Here is a 19857-nt window from a genome sequence, read left to right as displayed (position 1 = left end):
TCCGACTGATATCGTTCGCCCCGTCATGGCTGGTGACCAAACCCCCCGACCCAGCGGCGGCCCGGACGACAACCCGACCGGTGCCGGCCAGGGTTGGACCGCGCTCTCGTATCTCATCGGGGGCATGCTCGTCTGGGGTTTCATCGGCTGGCTGGTCGACCAGTGGCTCGACACCGGCGGCATCGCCACCGGGATCGGCGTCGTGCTCGGCATGGCCGGGGGGATCATCCTGGTCGTCCGCCGACTCGGCACGCCTACTTAGGAAGGGACGCGGTGTTCGGACAGGCGAACGTCCTGGCAGCGGGCCAGGCGGCATTCCCACCCAGCGTGGAGGACTTTTACCTGCCCAGCATCCTGCCCTGGGGTGCGCACGACTCCTACTGGTTCACCAAGATCACGGCCATGGTCTGGATCGCCGTCGGCGTCCTGATCATCTTCTTCCTGGCGACCTACCGGAAGCCGCAGCTGGTGCCGACGAAGAAGCAGTGGCTCGCCGAGTCCATCTACGGCTTCGTCCGCAACAACATCGCCGTCGAGATGATCGGGCATGCGGGGGTGCGGTTCGCGCCGTACTTCACGACGCTGTTCTGCTTCATCCTGCTGACCAACTTCTTCGCGATCGTGCCGCTGTTCCAGATCTCGCCGAACTCGCACATCGCCTTCCCGGCCTTCCTCGCCGTGATCAGCTACGTGATGTTCATCTGGGTGGGCATCCGGCACCACGGGTTCGGCAAGTTCGTCAAGAACTCCCTGATCCCGCCGGCGCCGTGGTACATCCTGCCGCTGCTGATCCCGATCGAGTTCTTCTCGACCTTCCTGGTCCGGCCGTTCTCGCTGGCCGTCCGTCTCTTCGCGAACATGTTCGCCGGCCACATGCTCCTGCTGGTCTTCACGCTCGGCGGGTTCGCGATGCTCAGCGCCAACGCCTGGCTGGCCCCGGTCTCGGTGCTGTCCTGGGTGATGACCATCGCGCTCACCTTCCTCGAGTTCCTGGTCATCTGCCTGCAGGCATACGTCTTCACGGTGCTCACCGCCAGCTACGTCCAGGGCGCGCTCGCCGACGAGCACTGATCCACCTCGTACCACCCGTTGTCGTCCCGCGTGAGAGTCACGCGTGATAACCAGGAGGAACCCACTAATGGACATCTACGCCGCGGTAGAGGGCAGCACCGCCGCCATCGGCTACGGTCTCGCGGCCATCGGCCCGGGCATCGGTGTCGGCCTGGTCTTCGCCGCCTACATCCAGTCGACCGCCCGGCAGCCGGAGTCGTCCCGGATGACCCTGCCGTACGTCTGGATCGGCTTCGCCGTCATCGAGGCGCTCGCGCTGCTCGGCATCGCCTTCGGCTTCATCTGGCAGGGCCAGCTCTAAACCCGCCCCCCTTTGACCGGGAGGTCTCCCATGTACCTGCTCGCCGCAGAGGGTGGTGAGTCGACGCACAACCCGATCATCCCGATCTGGCAGGAGATCGTGGTCGGTGGCATCGCCTTCATCCTGCTCTGCATCGTGCTGATGAAGTTCGTCTTCCCCCGCATGGAGCAGACGTTCCAGGCCCGGGTCGACGCGATCGAGGGTGGCATCAAGCGCGCCGAGGCCGCCCAGGCCGAGGCCAACCAGCTCCTCGAGCAATACCGCGCGCAGCTCGCCGAGGCGCGCACCGACGCCGCGAAGATCCGGGACGACGCTCGGGCCGACGCGGAGGGCATCCGGCAGGACATCCTCGCCAAGGCGCGGGAGGAGTCCGACCGCATCATCGCGGCCGGCAAGGAGCAGCTCGCCGCCGAGCGGGCCACCATCGTGCGCGAGCTGCGCACGGAGGTCGGCACGATCGCGGTCGACCTGGCCAGCAAGATCGTCGGTGAGTCGCTGGCCGACGAGGCCCGCCGCAAGGGCACCGTCGACCGCTTCCTCAGCGACCTCGAGAGCGCGGGGGCCCGCTGATGCAGGCCGCCAGCCGGGAGTCGTACCAGGCCGCGACCGAGCGCCTGGCGGCGTACGCGCGGGGTGCGGAGCCGTCGGCGGTGGCCGCCACCGCCGACGACCTGCTCGCCGTCGCCGGCCTGCTGCGGCGCGAGCCGCGGCTGCGCCGGGCGCTGTCCGACCCGGCCCGGCCGGGCGCGGACCGCGCCGGGCTGCTGGGGGACATGCTCCGGGGCAAGGTCGGCGCGGACGCGCTCGACCTGCTCACCGGGCTGGTCTCCGGCCGGTGGTCGGCGCCGTCGGAGCTGCTCGACGGTGCCGAGCGTCTCGGCGTGGAGGCGCTGCTGGCCAGCGCCGACGCCGCCGGTGACCTGGGCGAGGTCGAGGACGAGCTGTTCCGCTTCGGCCAGGTGGTCGCCGGCCAGCCCGCGCTGTCGGCGGCGCTGTCCGACCCGGTCGGCCCGGCCGAGCGGCGGGCCGAGCTGGCCCGCGAGCTGCTCGCCGGCAAGGCCCGCCCGGTCACCGTCCGCCTCGTCGAGGTGGCGCTGAACGGGTTCGGTGGGCGCTCCTTCACCGGCTCGCTGACCCGGCTGGTCGAGCTGACCGCCGACCGGCGGGACCGGCAGGTCGCGTACGTGACCGTGGCGGCCCCGTTGAGCGACGAGGACGAGCGCCGGCTCGGTGCCCGCCTCTCCGCGATGTACGGTCGGGAGGTCTCCGTCAAGCAGACGGTCGACCCCTCGGTCCTCGGCGGCGTCAGCGTCCGGGTCGGGTCCGACCTGTACGACGGCACCGTCCTGCGCCGCCTCAACGAGACCCGCAACGCGCTCGTGACGCGCTGACCGGCATCCCGCTGGCGCACCGCGAACGCCTGGATTGACAGACGCCATTCGGACCGGTCGGTACTAGGTATCCCCGGGCCCCTGATACTTAAGGAAGCAGAGGATGGCCGAGCTGACCATCTCGACGGAGGAGATCCGCGGCGCGCTGGAGCGCTACGTCTCCTCCTACTCGCCCGACGTCTCCCGCGAGGAGGTCGGCACCGTCGCCGACACCGGCGACGGCATCGCCCACGTCGAGGGCCTGCCCTCGACCATGACCAACGAGCTCCTGGAGTTCGAGGACGGCACGCTCGGCCTGGCGCTGAACCTCGACGTCCGGGAGATCGGCGTCGTCGTTCTCGGTGACTCCGCCAAGCTCGAAGAGGGCCAGCGCGTCAAGCGCACCGGCCGGGTGCTCTCGGTGCCGGTCGGCGACGCCTTCCTCGGCCGCGTGGTCAACCCGCTCGGCCAGCCGATCGACGGCCTCGGCGACATCGCCAACGAGGGCTTCCGCGAGCTGGAGCTCCAGGCCCCGAACGTGATGTCCCGGCAGTCCGTCGACGAGCCGCTGCAGACCGGTATCAAGGCGATCGACGCCATGACCCCGGTCGGCCGGGGCCAGCGGCAGCTGATCATCGGCGACCGCAAGACCGGCAAGACCACGGTCGCGCTGGACACCATCCTCAACCAGCGGGACAACTGGCGCTCCGGCGACCCGAAGAAGCAGGTCCGCTGCATCTACGTCGCCATCGGCCAGAAGGCCTCCACGATCGCCTCGATCAAGGGCATCCTGGAGGAGGCGGGCGCGATGGAGTACACCACCATCGTGGCCTCGCCGGCGTCCGACCCGGCCGGCTTCAAGTACCTGGCGCCCTACACCGGCTCGTCCATCGGTCAGCACTGGATGTACGGCGGCAAGCACGTCCTCATCGTCTTCGACGACCTGAGCAAGCAGGCCGAGGCGTACCGGGCCGTGTCGCTGCTGCTGCGCCGCCCGCCGGGCCGCGAGGCGTACCCGGGTGACGTCTTCTACCTGCACTCCCGCCTGCTGGAGCGCTGCGCGAAGCTCTCCGACGAGCTGGGCGGCGGCTCGATGACCGGCCTGCCGATCATCGAGACGAAGGCCAACGACATCTCGGCCTTCATCCCGACGAACGTCATCTCCATCACCGACGGCCAGATCTTCCTGGAGACGGACCTGTTCAACCAGGGCGTCCGGCCGGCCATCAACGTCGGCACCTCGGTCTCCCGGGTCGGCGGCGCCGCCCAGATGAAGCCGATGAAGAAGGTCGCCGGCTCGCTCCGGCTCAACCTGGCCCAGTTCCGCGAGCTGGAGGCGTTCGCCGCCTTCGCCTCCGACCTGGACAAGGCCTCCCGGGCCCAGCTGGAGCGCGGCTCCCGCCTGGTCGAGCTGCTCAAGCAGCCGAACTACTCGCCGTTCCCGGTGCAGGAGCAGACCGTGTCCGTCTGGGCCGGCACCGAGGGCAAGCTCGACGACATCCCCGTCGGCGAGATCCGCCGGTTCGAGGCCGAGTTCCTCCAGTACCTGCGGCACAAGCACGAGGGCACCCTCGCGGCGATCGCCGACAACAAGTGGAACGACGAGGTGATTTCCTCCCTCGACCAGGCCATCGCGAGCTTCAAGCAGACGTTCCTGGGCAAGGAGGACGCGCCCCGGATCAACGAGGCCCCCGCCGCCCCGCTGGAGGGCGACGAGAACCGCGAGACGGTGACCCGCTACCGCGACAACGCCGAGAAGCAGTAGGGCTGACTCATGGCGGCCCAGGTACGCGTTCTTCGTCAACGGATTCGCTCGGCGAAGGGGATGAAGAAGATCACCAAGGCGATGGAGCTCGTGGCGACGAGCCGGATCGCCAAGGCCCAGGCCCGGGTGCAGGCGTCCCTGCCGTACGCCCAGGCCATCACCGGCGTGCTCACCGCGCTGGCGTCCAACGCCCGGATCGACCACCCGCTGCTCACCCCGCGCGAGCGGGTGCGCCGGGCCGGCGTCCTGCTGGTAACCGCCGACCGGGGCCTGGCCGGCGGTTACAGCTCCAACGCGATCAAGACCGCGCAGTCGCTGATCGCCCGGCTGCGGGACGAGGGCAAGGAGCCCGTGCTCTACGTCATCGGCCGCAAGGGCGTCGGGTTCTACCGGTTCCGGGACTGGCCGATCGAGGCGAACTGGACGGGCTTCTCGGAGCAGCCGACGTTCGCCGACGCCCGCGAGGTCGGTGAGACGCTGATCAAGGCGTTCACCGCCGGCGCGGACGACACGGACGGCTCCGCCGGGCCGGACGGCGTGCGCGGGATCGACGAGCTGCACATCGTCTACACCGAGTTCCACTCCCTGATGACCCAGACCCCGGTGGCGAAGGTCATCGGCCCGATGCAGGTCGAGGACCGGCCCAAGTCCGAGGGCCTGCTCCCGGCGTACGAGTTCGAGCCGGAGGCGGAGGCGCTGCTCGACGCGCTCCTGCCGAAGTACATCAACACGCGGATCTACGCGGCGTTGCTGGAGTCGGCGGCGAGCGAGTCGGCGTCGCGTCGGCGGGCGATGAAGAGCGCCACCGACAACGCCGAAGAGATGATCGAGAAGTACACGCGTGAGATGAACTCGGCCCGCCAGGCCGGGATCACCCAGGAGATCAGCGAGATCGTCGGCGGCGCGAACGCGCTCGCCGCGTCGGGAAGTGAAGTGTGATGACTGCCCCAGTACAGACCAAGACGGCCACCGGTCGCGTGGTCCGGGTCATCGGCCCGGTCGTCGACGCCGAGTTCCCGCGCGACGCCATGCCGACCCTGTTCAACGCCCTGAACGTCGAGGTGAGCCTCTCCGGCGGCGAGAAGACGCTGACCCTGGAGGTCGCCCAGCACCTGGGCGACAACCTGATCCGCGCCATCTCGATGCAGCCGACCGACGGCCTGGTGCGCGGCGCCGAGGTGCGCGACACCGGCTCGCCGATCACCGTGCCGGTGGGCGACACCGTCAAGGGCCACGTCTTCAACGCCATCGGCGAGTGCCTCAACCTCACCGAGGGTGAGTCGCTCAGCCCCGACGACCACTGGGGCATCCACCGCAAGGCCCCGGCCTTCGCGGACCTGGAGCCGAAGACCGAGATGCTGGAGACCGGCATCAAGGTCATCGACCTGCTCGCCCCGTACGTCAAGGGCGGCAAGATCGGCCTGTTCGGCGGCGCGGGCGTGGGCAAGACGGTGCTCATCCAGGAGATGATCACCCGGGTGGCCCGGAACTTCGGTGGTACGTCGGTGTTCGCCGGCGTGGGTGAGCGCACCCGTGAGGGCAACGACCTCATCGCCGAGATGACCGAGTCCGGCGTCATCGACAAGACCGCGCTGGTCTACGGCCAGATGGACGAGCCGCCGGGCACCCGGCTGCGCGTCGCCCTGTCCGCGCTGACCATGGCGGAGTACTTCCGCGACGTGAAGAAGCAGGAGGTGCTGCTCTTCATCGACAACATCTTCCGCTTCACCCAGGCCGGTTCCGAGGTGTCCACCCTGCTGGGCCGGATGCCGAGCGCCGTGGGTTACCAGCCGACCCTGGCCGACGAGATGGGCGAGCTCCAGGAGCGGATCACCTCCGTCCGGGGCCAGGCCATCACCTCGCTCCAGGCGATCTACGTGCCGGCGGACGACTACACCGACCCCGCCCCGGCCACCACGTTCGCCCACCTCGACGCGACCACCAACCTGGAGCGGTCGATCTCCGACAAGGGCATCTACCCGGCCGTGGACCCGCTGGCGTCCTCGTCCCGGATCCTCGCCCCGGAGTTCGTCGGCGCCGAGCACTTCGCGGTGGCCACCGAGGTCAAGCGGATCCTGCAGAAGTACAAGGACCTGCAGGACATCATCGCCATCCTCGGCATCGAGGAGCTCTCCGAGGAAGACAAGATCACCGTGCAGCGCGCGCGGCGCATCGAGCGCTTCCTGTCGCAGAACACCTACGCCGCCGAGCAGTTCACCGGCGTGCCGGGCTCGACGGTTCCGATCGCCGAGACCATCGAGGCGTTCAAGAAGATCAGCGAGGGTGAGTACGACCACTTCCCCGAGCAGGCCTTCTTCATGTGCGGTGGCCTGGAGGACCTGGAGCGCAAGGCCGCGGAGCTGATGAAGAGCTAGACGCACGTCACACTGTCGAGGGCCGTCCCGGAAACATCCGGGGCGGCCCTCGTTCATCTACAGGCCCTATGATCTCCGCTGTCCGGTTGCTGATCGGCGGCTCCGTCGAACGCGAGGTACCGTCGATTCACGCCGTCCCCCGGACGAGTGAACATCGTTGCAACTTTTCGGCTGCGTACGCCCGTCTCCAAGTCGTGGGCGTGACGAACGGAGATGCTCGTGGGTAAGGCCGGCAAGGGCGGCAGGAAGAAACCGTCGGCGTGGTCGCGGGTCCCCCGCTGGGCCCGGGTGTGCACCGTCTTCGGGTCGGTGCTCATGCTGCTCAGCGGCGCGGTGCTGGTCGGCTACGAGGCGCTGATGGCCCGCTACGAGGGCGCGGTGGGCAAGGGCGACCTGTTCGGCGACCAGGCCGCCGGCGCCCAGGAGCGCAAGAGCGACATCAAGGGCCCGCTCAACATCCTGCTGGTCGGCATCGACCCGCGCGACGTGAAGACCCCGCCGCTGGCCGACTCGATCATGGTGCTGCACATCCCGGCCGAGCTGGACCGGGCGTACCTCTTCTCCCTGCCCCGGGACCTGCGGGTCGAGATCCCGAGGTTCAGCAAGGCGGACTTCAACGGCGGCACCGACAAGCTCAACGCCGCCATGTCGTACGGCAGCCGGGTGCCGGGGCAGAATCCCGACGCGGCCCGGGGCTTCGAGCTGCTGGCCAAGACCGTGCAGCAGGTCACCGGGATCGACCGCTTCGACGCGGGCGCGATCATCAACTTCACCGGCTTCCAAAAGATCGTCGACGCGATGGGCGGCGTCGACATGTACATCGAGCGCGAGGTGCGCTCCGAGCACCGCGAGCCGAGCGGGGTGCACCGCAAGGGCAACCCGTACGGCGAGGGCTACATCGGCCCGCAGGCGGTCTACAAGAAGGGCAGCCAGCACCTCAGCGGTTGGCAGGCGCTGGACTACGTCCGGCAGCGGTACCCGAAGAACGGCGTCCCGGACGCCGACTACGGCCGGCAGCGGCACCAGCAGCAGTTCATCAAGGCGATGGTCGACCAGGCGTTCAGCGCCGACGTGGTGACCAACCCGATCAAGCTGGACCGGGTGATCCGGGCCGCCGGGCAGTCGCTGATCTTCAACGGCCGGGGCAGCAGCGTGGTCGACTTCGCGATCGCCCTCAAGGGCATCCGCTCGAACAACGTCGAGCTGATCAAGTTGCCGGGGGAGAACATCGGCACCGGGTCGGCGTACCGGGGGGAGCGGCTGCGGCCCGAGGCCGAGGACTTCTTCACCGCCCTGAAGAAGGAACAGCTCGACGCCTTCCTGCTGGAGCATCCGGACTTCCGGAACAAGACGAAGTAGCGTTTCCCCGGCGGGTGGCGCAGCTTACGCCACCCGCGTTGGGGGCCCGCGACGGGCGCGACTAGACTTTCGGCAATCCGCCGCCGCAGCAAGGAGACAGCGTGGCACAGCAGCTTCACGTCGAGCTCGTAGCCGTCGAGGAGAAGGTCTGGTCCGGCGAGGCCGAGATGGTCGTCGCCCGCACGACCGAGGGTGAGCTGGGTGTGCTGCCGGGGCACGCGCCCCTGCTGGGGCAGCTCGCCGAGCCCGGCCAGGTCCGCATCAAGCTTCCCGGCGGCGAGCAGGTCTCGTACGAGGTGGCCGGTGGCTTCCTCTCGGTGAGCCGCGAGGGCGTCACCGTACTGGCCGAGAGCGCCACTCCGGTTTCCGCCGCACAGAGCCGCTGAGCCGTCCCGCCGATGGAGATCGTGGAAGGGATCGGAATCGGCGTCGCCGCGGTGCTCGTGGCCCTGTTCGTCCTCTTCCTCCGGCGCGCGCTGGTCACCCGCAGCGGCGGGATCATCCGGCTCAGCGTCCGGGTGACCACCGTGCTCGACGGGCGGGGCTGGTCGCCCGGTTTCGGCCGGTTCGCCGGTGACGAACTCCGGTGGTACCGGATGTTCAGCTTCGCCCTGCGCCCCAAGCGGGTGCTCTCCCGCAAGACGCTGGTCGTGGAACGCCGCCGGCTGCCCGAGGGGCAGGAACGCCTCTCCATGCCCGCCGACTGGGTGATCCTGCGCTGTGCCAGTCGCCACGTGCCGGTGGAGATCGCCATGGCCCGCTCCACCGTCACGGGATTCCTGTCCTGGCTAGAGGCCGCCCCGCCCGGGGCGGCCTCGCCGCGTCTGGCCCCCCAGGACTGGCCCGCCGCCTGACGCGTCCCGCTCTCCGGGGTTTCCGGGGAGCCCACCCGCTCCGGGCGGTCAGGCTTGATCCCTCCGCGGGCGGGCTCCCCGGAAACCCCTCACGAGGCCGGGCACGTCGTCAGGGCTTCTGCCCTTCGTCAGCCTTTGGTTGAGGCGATCAGTTCGACCTCGTACCCCTGGGTGTTGGTGAGGTAGGCCGCGTAGGTGTCCGCGCCGCCGGCGTGGGGATGGCGGTCCGCGAAGAGCAGGGACCAGCCGTGGGCCGGTGCTGCCGCGACCAGCCGATCCACGTCGGCTGGCTGGCCCGCGTGGAATGCCAGGTGGTTCAGGCCGGGGGCGAGCCGGTCGTGGTTTCGTCCGGTCATTGCCGGGGACTCCTCCACCACGACATACGTCGGGCCGAGCCGCCAGGACCGGCCGGCGGGCCAGTCCTGGAACGGCTGCCAGCCCAGCTCGCCCAGCAGCCAGCCCCAGCAGCGCACCGCCTCGGCCAGCTCCGGCACCCAGACCTCGACGTGGTGCAGGGTGCCGACGGGGACGGTCAGCGTTGGCCGCCCGGGACCCATAGCACGTCGCCCCCCGGATTCGCCGTTCTTGACAGGATGAAGAGCAGATCGGAGAGCCGGTTGAGATACTTTGCCGGGAGGGTGCTGGTCCGGTCGGGGTCGTGTGCGACCAGCGCCCACGCCGCCCGCTCGGCCCGCCGGGCGATCGTCCGTGCCACGTGCAGCAGCGCCGCTCCCGCGGTGCCGCCGGGGAGGATGAAGGAGTCGAGCTTGCCCAGGCGTGCGTTGAACTCGTCGCACCATCCTTCGAGGCGCTCCACGTACTCCTCGGTGACCCGCAGCGGCGGATACTTCGGGTCCGGCTCCACCGGCGTGGACAGGTCGGCGCCCACGTCGAACATGTCGTTCTGGATCGACCCGAGCACCGCCCGCAGCTCGTCGTCGAGCTGGCCGAGGGCGAGCGCGACGCCGATCGCGGCGTTGCACTCGTCCACGTCCGCGTACGCGGCGATCCGCGGATCGGTCTTTGGCACCTGCTCGTTGTTGCTCAGCCTGGTCATGCCGGCGTCGCCGGCCTTGGTGTAGATGCGCGTGAGGTGGACGGCCATGACGCACAGCCTACGGATACCGGACCTGACGATCCCCGCCCGACCGGCCCCGGCGCGCCCCGCCGGGCTCGGCCCCGGTGATGCCGGCGACCCGGCGGTCAACGACGTCGACGTCATCCGCGTCGCCGGCGACGCCCGCCTCGCCGGCACGGTGCACGTGGTCGGGGCGAAGAACTCGGCCCTCAAGCTGATGGCCGCCGCGCTGCTCGCCCCCGGCCGCAGCGTGATCACCAACGTCCCGCGCATCACCGACATCGCCATCATGGGCGAGGTGCTGCGCCGGCTGGGCTGCGGCGTCCGCTTCGACGCCGACGAACCGGTCGACCCGATGGTGGCCCGGGGCGGCGTGGCCCGGTCCCGGTCGGTCACCATCGACGTGCCCGAGCGGCCCGGCGCGGAGGCCGACTACGACCTGGTCCGCCGGCTGCGCGCCTCCATCTGCGTGCTGGGCCCGCTGCTGGCCCGCCGGGGATACGTCCGGGTGGCCCACCCCGGCGGCGACGCCATCGGCTCCCGGGGGCTGGACATGCACATCGCCGGGCTGACCCGGATGGGCGCGGACATCTCCGGCGAGCACGGCTTCGTCATCGCCGCCGCCCCGGACGGCCTGCACGGCGCGGACATCGTCCTCGACTTCCCCAGCGTCGGTGCCACCGAGAACCTGGTGATGGCCGCCGTGCTGGCCCAGGGCACGACGGTGATCGACAACGCGGCCCGGGAGCCGGAGATCGTCGACATCTGCTCGATGCTGATCCGGATGGGCGCGCGCATCGAGGGGGAGGGCACCTCCACCCTGCACATCGACGGGGTGCCCGAGCTGCGGCCGGTGCGGCACGCCACGGTGGGGGACCGCATCGTCGCCGGGACCTGGGCGTTCGCCGCCGCGATGACCCGCGGGGACGTCACCGTCACCGGCATCGACCCGGGCTTCCTGGAGGTCGCGCTGGACAAGCTGGTCTGCGCGGGCGGCCTGGTGGAGACCCGGGGCGACGCCTTCCGGGTACGGATGGCCGACCGGCCCACGTCCGTCGACGTGGTCACCCTGCCCTACCCGGGCTTCGCCACGGACCTGCTGCCGATGGCGATCGGCCTCGCGGCGGTGAGCGACGGCGCATCCCTGATCACCGAGAACATCTTCGACGGCCGGTTCATGTTCGCCAACGAGATGATGCGGCTCGGCGCGGACATCAAGACCGACGGGCACCACGCCGTCGTGCGGGGCCGGGACCGGCTCTCCGGCGCACCCGTACGGGCCACGGACATCCGGGCCGGCGCGGGGCTGATCATCGCCGGGCTCTGCGCGGACGGGGTCACCGAGGTCTCCCACGTGCACCACGTCGACCGTGGCTACCCGGACTTCGTCGCCGACCTGCGGGCGCTCGGCGTGGAGGTCGAGCGGGGCAGCGTACCGGAGGAACCGGCCCTGGAGATCTGAGCGCGCGCGGGCGGTCCCGGCGCGCGCCGCGCGGCCGGTGCCCGCGCCCCCGGCCCGGCGCAGCGCCTCGGTGCCGGCGCCGTGCCCCCGGTGGGGCGGGTGGCCCTCGTCCCAGCCTGTGCATTGCGCGGCCCTCGGCTTAGTCTTCGTTCAGTCTCGCCGCTAGGGTGCTGACAGACACTCAAACAGGCGAGGGAGAAGCAGATGGCGGGTCGACTCGCGGTCGTCGGGGCCGGGCTGATGGGCTCGGGCATCGCCCAGGTGGCGGCGCAGGCAGGCTGGCAGGTGACGCTGCGGGACCTGGACGACGCGGCCACCGGGCGCGGACTGGCCGGCATCCGGAAGTCGCTGGAGAAGTTCGCCGAGAAGGGCAAGATCGAGCCGGGCGAGGTGGACGCCGCGCTGGGCCGGATCACCCCGACGACGGACCTGGAGGCGGTGGCCGACGCGGACATCGTCGTCGAGGCGGTCTTCGAGCGGCTGGAGATCAAGCAGGAGGTCTTCCGGGCCCTGGACAAGCTCTGTAGGGCCGACGCGGTGCTCGCCACCAACACCTCGGCCATCCCGGTCACCCAGATCGCCGCCGTCACCGAGCGCCCCGAGTCGGTCGTCGGCACGCACTTCTTCTCGCCGGTGCCGATGATGAAGCTGTGCGAGCTGGTCCGGGGCTACAAGACCAGCGACGAGACCCTGGCCACCGCGAGGGCGTTCGCCGAGGAGATCGGCAAGACCGTCGTCGTGGTGAACCGGGACATCGCCGGCTTCGTCACCACCCGGCTGATCGCCGCGCTGGTCGTCGAGGCCGTCAAGCTGGTCGAGTCCGGCGTGGTGTCGGCCGAGGACCTGGACACCGCCTGCAAGCTCGGCTTCGGCCACGCGATGGGGCCGCTGGCGACCACCGACCTGACCGGCGTCGACGTGCTCATGCACGCCTCGAAGAACATCTACACCGACACGGCCGACGAGAAGTTCTTCCCGCCGGAGCTGCTCCAGCGGATGGTCACCGCCGGCGACCTGGGCCGCAAGACGGGCAAGGGCTTCTACACGTACTGACGGGCGTGCCGCGGCCCGCAGGTGCGCTCGCCTGCGGGCCGCGCTGCCGTGGCCAGGCGGCGTCAGGGCCCGGCGAGGGCGGCGCCGAGCAGGGCGAAGGCGTCCGGGACGACGCGCCCCCAGTAGGTGAAGTCGTGCCGGCCGTCGGCGTACTCGGCCCGGACCGGGGGCTCGGGCAGGGCGCGGGCCAGCGCCTGCACCTCGTCCAGCAGCCCGTCCTGCCGGCCGCACCAGAGCCCGACCGGGGTGCCGCGCAGCCGGGCCGCGCCGGTGAAGACGGCGTCCCCTGCGCGTACGGCGGGGGAGAACGCGGCCACCGCGCGCAGCCAGCCGGGGAAGGTCTCGGCGAGCAGCAGCGACCCGAAGCCGCCCATCGACCAGCCCCAGGCGGCGACCCGGCCGGCGTCGAAGCCGCGCTCGGCGCACCAGGCCGGCACCTCCTCGCGCACCATCCGCTGCGGGTCGTCGGCTCCCGCCGGCCGCCAGGAGAGCCGGCCGCCGGTCGCCCCGGCGAGGACGAACGGCGGCGCGCCCCGGCGCACGGCGTCGGTGAGGAACCGGGCGAGACCGAAGCGCGCGTAGTCGCGCGGGGTGGCCGACGCGCCGTGCAACACCAGGCAGACCGGCAGCCCTCGTCCGTCGCCGTGGCCGGCGGGCACGGCCGTCCAGAAGTCGACGGTACGGCCCCGGGCCGCCGACTCCCGCCGCAGCAGCCGCTCGTCGCCGGGCGGGGCGTCCGGCAGCTCGGGGGCCGGCCCCTGACGGGGGCGGGTCGCCTCCCGGGCCGCCACGGCACCGCCCACGGCGAGCACCGCCGCGCCGGCCCCGGCCAGCAGCACCCCGCGCCGGCTCAGTCGCGCCACCACCGGCACAGTCTCCCAGCCCCGCCCCGCATCGGCTGCCCCGCGCCCGCGCCCGCGCGCGGGTCGGCGGTGAGAGGGGTGCCCCTCTCTACCGAATGCGTTAACAGGGGGCCCTTCCTTGCACCGCCTCAGCCGTCGCGCTTCGTCGTCCAGCGGAAGGTGGTCAGGCACAGGACCAGGCCGATCACGCACCACAGGCCCAGCACGAGGGCGACCCGGCCCAGCTCGAACGAGCCGCCCGGTTCCTGCGCGCCGAAGCCGTCCGGCAGGAAGACCGAGCGCAGGCCCTGGCACATCCACTTCAGCGGGAACAGCGCCGCCACCTGCTGCATCCAGGTCGGCAGGTTGGTGAAGACGAAGAAGACGCCGGAGATGAACTGGAGGACGAGGGCGACCGGAGTGACCACGGCCGAGCCGCTGCGCGCTGTGCGGGCCAGCGACGAGATGGCGATGCCGCACAGGGTGCACGCGGTGACCCCGAGGACGGAGACCCACCCGAAGGTGAGCCACCTGCCGGCCGTCCCGGGCAGCTCCAGATCGAACAGGGCGACCGAGACGGCGAGCAGCAGGGCGGTCTCGGCGACGCCGACCGCCACCACCATGATCACCTTGCCGGCGAACCACACCCACTTCGGCATCGGCGTGCCCCGGTAGCGCTTCAGCACCCCCCGGTCCCGCTCGATCGGGATCCAGATGCCCAGGTTCTGGAAGCTGACCGTCATCAGGCCGGTCGCGATCATGCCGGTGATGAAGTACTGCGTGTAGCTCACCCCGGGGGCGATCTCGTCGCTGAAGATCGCCGCGAAGATGAGGATCATGATGATCGGGAAGCCCATCGTGAACACGACGGACTCCCGGCTGCGCAGGAACTGGGTGATCTCCAGCCGGCCCTGCCGCAGGGCGAGCGCGCCCGCGCCCGGCCGGCGGGCCGGTGCGGCGGCGGTGGCCGGGGCCGCCGGCTTCGTCGTGGTCGTCATCGGTGTCCGATCATGGTCAGGTAGACGTCTTCCAGGGTCGGCCGGGTCACCGTGAGGCCGGGGACCTCGCCGCCGTGGCGCGCGGCCAGCTCGGCGACCAGGGCCGTCGGCGTCGCGCTCTGCGCGCTCTCCAGCACCCCCTCGGGGGTACGCCAGGAGACCGTCGCCAGGGACTCCTGGCGGTTGCCCAGCAGCTTCGGCGGGGCCACCTCGATCACCCGGCCGGCGGCGATCACCCCGACCCGGTCGGCGAGCGCCTCGGCCTCGTCGAGGTAGTGGGTGGTCAGCACGATCGTGGTGCCGGCGGCGGCCAGGTCCCGGATCAGCTCCCAGAACTCGCGCCGCGCCTCCGGGTCGAAGCCGGTGGTCGGCTCGTCGAGGAAGAGCAGCTCGGGGCGGCCGATGATGCCCAGCGCCACGTCGAGGCGGCGCTTCTGCCCGCCGGAGAGGGTGTGCGTGCGGGCCTTCGCCTTCGCGCCGAGGCCGACCCGTTCGACCACCTTCGCCGGGTCGTCGGCGTCGGGATAGAAGCCCGAGAAGTGCCGGACCACCTCGCCGACGGTCAGCTCGTCGAACTCGCCGGTGCCCTGGAGCACGATGCCGACCCGGGAGCGCCAGTCCGGGTCGGGGTCGGCGGGGTCGCTGCCCAGCACCCGGACCTCGCCGGAGTCGCGTCGCCGGTAGCCCTCCAGGATCTCCACCGTGGTGGTCTTGCCCGCCCCGTTCGGGCCGAGCAGCGCGAACACCTCGCCCCGCCGGACGTCGAGGTCCACGCCCGCCACCGCGACGTTGTCGCCGTACGCCTTGCGCAGCCCCCGGACGGAGATCGCCAGCTCGTCATCCATGCCGTCAAGTGTGCGACCTGGGCGGGGCCGATGCGGAGGCGGGGCTGTGTGGTTTTGCACAGCCCGATGTACTGAACGGTAACTTAAACTCCGGAAATGGACGAGAAGGCCCCCGCCGGCCGGCTGCCCGAGCGCGACCGCCCCTGGGTGATGCGCACCTACGCCGGCCACTCCTCGGCCGCCGCGAGCAACGCCCTGTTCCGCCGCAACCTGGCCAAGGGGCAGACCGGCCTGTCGGTCGCCTTCGACCTGCCCACCCAGACCGGGTACGACCCCGACCACGAGCTGGCGGCCGGCGAGGTCGGCCGGGTCGGGGTGCCCGTGGCCCACCTCGGCGACATGCGGGCCCTCTTCGACGGCATCCCGCTGGCCGACATGAACACGTCCATGACGATCAACGCGCCGGCCATGTGGCTGCTCGCCCTCTACGGCACGGTCGCCGCCGAGCAGGGGGCGGAGCTGGCCCGCTGCGCCGGCACCACGCAGAACGACATCATCAAGGAGTACCTGTCCCGGGGGACGTACATCTTCCCGCCGGCGGCGTCGCTGCGGCTCACCGCCGACCTCGTCGCGTACACGCTGCTCCGGATGCCCCGGTGGAACCCGGTGAACGTCTGCTCGTACCACCTCCAGGAGGCCGGGGCGACGCCCGTGCAGGAGGTCGGCTTCGCCCTCGCCACCGCCGTCGCCGTCCTCGACGCGGTGCGCGACTGCGGCCAGGTGCCGCCCGGGCGGATGGGTGACGTCGTCGCCCGGATCTCGTTCTTCGTCAACGCCGGGGTGCGGTTCGTCGAGGAGACCGCCAAGATGCGCGCGTTCGGCGTGCTCTGGGACGAGATCACCCGCGACCGGTACGGCGTGACCGACCCCAGGCAGCGCCGCTTCCGGTACGGGGTGCAGGTCAACTCGCTCGGGCTGACCGAGGCCCAACCGGAGAACAACATCCAGCGCATCGTGCTGGAGATGCTCGGCGTCACCCTGTCCCGGGACGCCCGCGCCCGCGCCGTGCAGCTCCCGGCCTGGAACGAGGCGCTGGGCCTGCCCCGCCCCTTCGACCAGCAGTGGTCGCTGCGCATGCAGCAGGTCCTCGCGTACGAGTCGGACCTGCTGGAATATCCCGACCTGTTCGCCGGCTCGCACGTGATGACCGCGCTGGTCGACGGGATCGTCACCGGGGCGCGGGCCGAACTGGAGAAGGTGCTGGAGATGGGCGGCGTGGTGGCCGCCGTCGAGTCCGGGTACCTCAAGAGCGCGCTGGTCGCCTCGCTGGCCGAGCGCCGCCGCCGGCTGGAGTCCGGCGCGGACACGGTGGTGGGCGTCAACCGGTTCACCGAGACCGAGCCGTCGCCGCTGACCGCGGCCGGCGCCGGGTCGATCGAGCAGGTCGACCCGGCGGTGGAGGCGACGGCCGTGACCGCCGTACGCGAATGGCGGGCCGGACGCGACGGCGCGGCGGTCGACGCGGCACTGGAGCGGCTACGCGCGGACGCCGCGACCACCGCGAACCTGATGCCGGCGACCCTGGAGTGCGTGCGGGCCGGGGTGACCACCGGCGAGTGGGCCGGCGCGTTGCGGCGGGTCTTCGGCGAGTACCGGGCGCCGACCGGCCTGGCCGGTGGTGCCGGGGCGGGCGGCGACGCGACCCTGGCCGCCGTGCGGCAGCGCGTCGCCGCGACCGCCCGGGAGCTGGGCAGTGGCCGGCTGCGGCTGCTGGTCGGCAAGCCCGGCCTCGACGGGCACTCCAACGGGGCCGAGCAGATCGCCGTGCGCGCCCGCGACGCCGGCTTCGAGGTGATCTATCAGGGGATCCGGCTGACCGCCGGCCAGATCGTCGCCGCCGCCGTGGAGGAGGACGTCGACCTCGTCGGCCTGTCGGTGCTCTCCGGCTCGCACCTGGCCGTCGTGCCGGCTGTGCTGGACGGCCTGCGCGCCGCCGGCCGGGGCGACCTGCCGGTGGTGGTCGGCGGCATCATCCCGGCCGGCGACGCCGACGCGCTGCGGGCGGCGGGCGTCGCCCGGGTCTTCACGCCGAAGGACTTCGCCCTCACCGGCATCGTCGACGATCTGGTGACGGTGGTCCGCCACGCCAACGGCCTGGGGTAAGGAAGGGCCCCCTGTTAACGCATTCCGTTGTACAGGGGGCCCCTGTTAACACCTGGTGCGGCGGCCGCCGCCGCGGACCAGTTACCGGACGGTGGTCAGCGGCTGGCGTAGGTCATGCAGTCGGCCATGTCGTTGTCCGGCCCGACGCGGATCGCCGGGGCGTGACACTCCAGGTCGGCGTTGTGCCGACAGTCCGAGCGCTGACAGGCGCCGACCTGGGCGATCATCGTGTCGATGCCGCCCCGGACGGGCATCTCGACGAACGTGTGGCAGTGCGCGTGATCGGTGCTGCCGATCGTGATGGCGAACGCGTGGCAGTCGCCGGTGTGGTTGTAGGCGCAGGCCGCGACCACGCATTCCTGGACGCGGGGCATCTCCATCGCCGTAGTCATGACGACCTCCTCTGGGTTCTCGAATCTCCTCCCATATTAGGTTTTTGTCGGTTTTGTTGTCGGCGATCGGCCATCCCTGGCCGGTCGGCGTCCCCGCTTGGTTGGCATCCCGGTCGGTCGGCGTCCCCGGTCGGGCGGCAGGGATCGGGCTGCCGGTCGTGATCGGGCACCGGGTCACCCGACCGGTCCCGCCCCCAGCACCTCGGAGAGCGTGGCCGGCCGCAGGCCCAGCTCGGCGAGTCCGGCCAGGATGCGCGGCAGCGCCTCGTCGGTCATCGGGGCGTTCGCCTCGGTGACGTGCAGGACGACGACCGAGCCGGGGCGTACCCGGGACAGCACCGCGTCGACGACCGGCCGCCAGGACTTCGCGAACGGGTCGCCGCTGATGACGTCCCCGTCCACCACGGTCACGCCCAGCGGGGCGAGCTCGGTCAACGCGGTGCGGTCGTGGCACAGCCCGGGGAAGCGGAAGTAGCGGGTCTGCCTGCCGCCGTAGGGGGCGATCACGTCGAACGTCCGGGCCACGTCGGCGGCCATCCGCTGCGGGGGGATCGTCGGCAGCTGATAGCAGTCGGTGGTGAAGGCGAGATGGCCGTACGTGTGGTTGGCCAACTCGAAGCGGGGATTGGCGGCCAAGCGGCGGGTCACCCCGGGATACTCCTCGACCCACTTGCCGGTCAGGAAGAAGGTGGCCGGCACCCGCTCCCGTTCCAGCAGGTCGATGATCGCCAGGTTCGCGTACGACCGCACCGCCCCGCTGCGCAGTTGATACCGCATGGCGTCCGTCATGTCCGCGTCGAAGGTCAGCGCCACCAGGTCACCGGTGCGGGGTCCGTGGTCGACCACCGGGGGCCGTCGGTCGGTGCGGCTCGCGCCGGGGAGGGCCGTGGTCGGGGGCCCCGCGCTGGGCTCGTCGGTCCGTCCGCCCTGGCCGGGCCGTGACGGTGCCCCGGGTCGCCCGGACGCGGACGCCGGCGAGGTCGGGCGGTTCGTCCCCTGCTGCGTTCCATCCTCCCCGCTGGCGGGCGGCGTCACGGCCGTGGGCACCCGTCCGATTGCGGCGCGGCCGGGCGCGTCCGACGGCGCGGGCGCGACGAGAAGGACGGCGACGCCCGCCAGGGCGGCGACCGTCGCGATCAGGGGTACGCGAGAGTTCTTTGCGGGCACCGGGAGATGATCTCTTGGCGGGTGCCCGCCCGGCTGCCCCGCCCCACGCGGGATCTTCCGGCGGGATGCCGGGAAGATGGCGGTATCCCGCGCTACTGATACCCCCACCTGCCCGACATCCCGTGACCCGTCCGCCCGAGCCTGGGGGGTGTGGGCGGGTTTGGCGTGGGTGGCCCGGCGATCATCGGCGAGCCCGGGCCCGGGAATGGCGGCCGGGTCGGGCCGAGGTGGGCGGGCCGGCCTGGGTCGGGGTGGGTCTGGCTGGATCGGAGTGGGCCGGTCGGGTCTGGGGTGGGTCGGGCTGGATCGGGGTGGGTCGGCCGGGCTGGGGCGGGCCGAGGCGGGCGTGGGGCGGACGCCGGGCGGGCCGGGCTGGGCGTGGCTGGGTTGATCGACTTCATGTCGGGCAGATGGGGGTATCCCGCGCCGTTGATACCCCCACCTGCCCGGCATGCCGTCACCCCTCCGCCGGAATGGGCGGATTGTCCGACCCGGCGGGGTGGCGTGGGGCGGGGTGGAGGCGGAGGTGGGCCGGGTCAGGCCGGGCTCGGGGTGGTGACCGGCGGCACCTCCGGGCCGGAATCCCGGCCGGGGCGGGGGCGTTACACCTGACGGACGACCGCAGCAGCACCCCGGATCCCCCCGGATCTCCCCGGATCTGGCAGGACCCGCCCCCGCCACCCGAGTCATCCCCCCGGGGAATGGGGGCCGGTCGCCGGTCGTTACACCTGGACCCGGCGCCGCAAGGCAGCCGAACCCCCTCCTCTTCTTCCCCCGTTGTTCGTTGTTCGGGCGCCTCGACGTGGTGCTCGCACACCCCCC

At 71.6% G+C, this 19857-nt stretch carries 21 protein-coding genes; 14 read left to right on the top strand and 7 right to left on the bottom strand.

Annotation, left to right across the window (positions count from 1 at the left end; translation table 11 throughout):
• The first annotated feature begins 25 nt into the window (after window positions 1-25).
• From ACVMYR_RS10870 to ACVMYR_RS10820, 11 genes are all read left to right on the top strand, one after another.
• On the top strand, window positions 26-262 hold the full coding sequence (locus tag ACVMYR_RS10870; RefSeq protein ID WP_043966604.1) for an AtpZ/AtpI family protein: 237 nt from the start codon (window positions 26-28) through the stop codon (window positions 260-262).
• 11 nt (window positions 263-273) lie between these two features.
• Window positions 274-1071, top strand: a complete 798-nt coding sequence (gene atpB / locus ACVMYR_RS10865) for a F0F1 ATP synthase subunit A (RefSeq protein ID WP_007072697.1) — start codon at window positions 274-276, stop codon at window positions 1069-1071.
• Between the two features lie 67 nt (window positions 1072-1138).
• Window positions 1139-1372 (top strand): ATP synthase F0 subunit C, encoded by a 234-nt coding sequence (locus ACVMYR_RS10860; protein ID WP_043966050.1) that lies wholly within the window; start codon window positions 1139-1141, stop codon window positions 1370-1372.
• A 30-nt stretch (window positions 1373-1402) separates the two neighbouring features.
• Entirely contained in the window at window positions 1403-1942 is a 540-nt protein-coding gene (locus tag ACVMYR_RS10855; protein ID WP_043966052.1) for a F0F1 ATP synthase subunit B, read from the top strand.
• Window positions 1942-2763, top strand: coding sequence for a F0F1 ATP synthase subunit delta (locus ACVMYR_RS10850; RefSeq protein WP_077938537.1), 822 nt, complete (start codon window positions 1942-1944; stop codon window positions 2761-2763). The genes ACVMYR_RS10855 and ACVMYR_RS10850 overlap by 1 nt, the downstream gene beginning before the upstream one ends.
• Before the next feature lie 103 nt (window positions 2764-2866).
• Window positions 2867-4507, top strand: a complete 1641-nt coding sequence (atpA, locus tag ACVMYR_RS10845; protein WP_077938538.1) for a F0F1 ATP synthase subunit alpha — start codon at window positions 2867-2869, stop codon at window positions 4505-4507.
• Window positions 4508-4516: 9 nt separating this feature from the next.
• Entirely contained in the window at window positions 4517-5446 is a 930-nt protein-coding gene (locus tag ACVMYR_RS10840) for a F0F1 ATP synthase subunit gamma (RefSeq protein WP_077938539.1), read from the top strand.
• On the top strand, window positions 5446-6882 hold the full coding sequence (atpD, locus tag ACVMYR_RS10835; protein WP_077938540.1) for a F0F1 ATP synthase subunit beta: 1437 nt from the start codon (window positions 5446-5448) through the stop codon (window positions 6880-6882). The genes ACVMYR_RS10840 and atpD overlap by 1 nt, the downstream gene beginning before the upstream one ends.
• A 213-nt stretch (window positions 6883-7095) precedes the next feature.
• Entirely contained in the window at window positions 7096-8241 is a 1146-nt protein-coding gene (locus tag ACVMYR_RS10830; protein ID WP_457121754.1) for an LCP family protein, read from the top strand.
• Between the two features lie 101 nt (window positions 8242-8342).
• Complete coding sequence (locus tag ACVMYR_RS10825) at window positions 8343-8627, top strand: F0F1 ATP synthase subunit epsilon (protein ID WP_077938542.1); 285 nt, start codon at window positions 8343-8345, stop codon at window positions 8625-8627.
• 12 nt (window positions 8628-8639) lie between these two features.
• Window positions 8640-9095 carry a DUF2550 domain-containing protein gene (locus ACVMYR_RS10820; protein WP_043966062.1) on the top strand — a complete coding sequence of 152 codons (456 nt, stop codon included), beginning with the start codon at window positions 8640-8642 and terminating at the stop codon, window positions 9093-9095.
• 128 nt (window positions 9096-9223) lie between these two features.
• Here the strand turns inward: ACVMYR_RS10820 and ACVMYR_RS10815 are convergent, their stop codons facing one another.
• Both ACVMYR_RS10815 and ACVMYR_RS10810 read right to left on the bottom strand, forming a co-directional pair.
• Window positions 9224-9652 (bottom strand): VOC family protein, encoded by a 429-nt coding sequence (locus tag ACVMYR_RS10815; protein WP_396789071.1) that lies wholly within the window; start codon window positions 9650-9652, stop codon window positions 9224-9226.
• Window positions 9628-10200: a cob(I)yrinic acid a,c-diamide adenosyltransferase gene (locus ACVMYR_RS10810; RefSeq protein WP_091276791.1), complete on the bottom strand. Its 573-nt coding sequence runs from the start codon at window positions 10198-10200 to the stop codon at window positions 9628-9630. Before ACVMYR_RS10810 ends, ACVMYR_RS10815 begins: the two co-directional genes overlap by 25 nt.
• Between ACVMYR_RS10810 and murA the strand changes: the two genes are divergently transcribed.
• Together murA and ACVMYR_RS10800 are read left to right on the top strand one after the other, a co-directional pair.
• Complete coding sequence (murA, locus tag ACVMYR_RS10805; RefSeq protein ID WP_043966067.1) at window positions 10199-11635, top strand: UDP-N-acetylglucosamine 1-carboxyvinyltransferase; 1437 nt, start codon at window positions 10199-10201, stop codon at window positions 11633-11635. The two genes, ACVMYR_RS10810 and murA, sit on opposite strands and share 2 nt — an antisense overlap.
• A gap of 204 nt (window positions 11636-11839) precedes the next feature.
• Window positions 11840-12688 carry a 3-hydroxyacyl-CoA dehydrogenase family protein gene (locus ACVMYR_RS10800; protein WP_043966069.1) on the top strand — a complete coding sequence of 283 codons (849 nt, stop codon included), beginning with the start codon at window positions 11840-11842 and terminating at the stop codon, window positions 12686-12688.
• A 62-nt stretch (window positions 12689-12750) separates the two neighbouring features.
• Here the strand turns inward: ACVMYR_RS10800 and ACVMYR_RS10795 are convergent, their stop codons facing one another.
• The 3 genes from ACVMYR_RS10795 to ACVMYR_RS10785 all read right to left on the bottom strand — a co-directional run bounded on the left by ACVMYR_RS10795 (window position 12751) and on the right by ACVMYR_RS10785 (window position 15373).
• Window positions 12751-13554, bottom strand: coding sequence for an alpha/beta hydrolase (locus tag ACVMYR_RS10795; protein ID WP_457121753.1), 804 nt, complete (start codon window positions 13552-13554; stop codon window positions 12751-12753).
• Between the two features lie 125 nt (window positions 13555-13679).
• On the bottom strand, window positions 13680-14528 hold the full coding sequence (locus ACVMYR_RS10790) for an ABC transporter permease (RefSeq protein ID WP_043966072.1): 849 nt from the start codon (window positions 14526-14528) through the stop codon (window positions 13680-13682).
• Window positions 14525-15373 carry an ABC transporter ATP-binding protein gene (locus ACVMYR_RS10785; RefSeq protein WP_457121752.1) on the bottom strand — a complete coding sequence of 283 codons (849 nt, stop codon included), beginning with the start codon at window positions 15371-15373 and terminating at the stop codon, window positions 14525-14527. The genes ACVMYR_RS10790 and ACVMYR_RS10785 overlap by 4 nt, the downstream gene beginning before the upstream one ends.
• 96 nt (window positions 15374-15469) lie before the next feature.
• Here ACVMYR_RS10785 and ACVMYR_RS10780 point away from each other — a divergent pair, with 96 nt between their 5' ends.
• On the top strand, window positions 15470-17476 hold the full coding sequence (locus ACVMYR_RS10780) for a protein meaA (protein ID WP_457121751.1): 2007 nt from the start codon (window positions 15470-15472) through the stop codon (window positions 17474-17476).
• A 95-nt stretch (window positions 17477-17571) separates the two neighbouring features.
• Here ACVMYR_RS10780 and ACVMYR_RS10775 read toward each other — a convergent pair whose 3' ends face one another.
• Together ACVMYR_RS10775 and ACVMYR_RS10770 are read right to left on the bottom strand one after the other, a co-directional pair.
• Window positions 17572-17868 (bottom strand): DUF1540 domain-containing protein, encoded by a 297-nt coding sequence (locus ACVMYR_RS10775; RefSeq protein WP_043966077.1) that lies wholly within the window; start codon window positions 17866-17868, stop codon window positions 17572-17574.
• 174 nt (window positions 17869-18042) lie between these two features.
• Complete coding sequence (locus ACVMYR_RS10770; protein WP_457121750.1) at window positions 18043-18714, bottom strand: polysaccharide deacetylase family protein; 672 nt, start codon at window positions 18712-18714, stop codon at window positions 18043-18045.
• Window positions 18715-19857 lie beyond the last annotated feature (1143 nt).

It is taken from the genome of Micromonospora sp. PTRAS2 (genome assembly GCF_054052245.1).
Note: the sequence above shows the minus strand (reverse complement) of the source record. Positions and strands in the feature narration are given on the sequence as shown.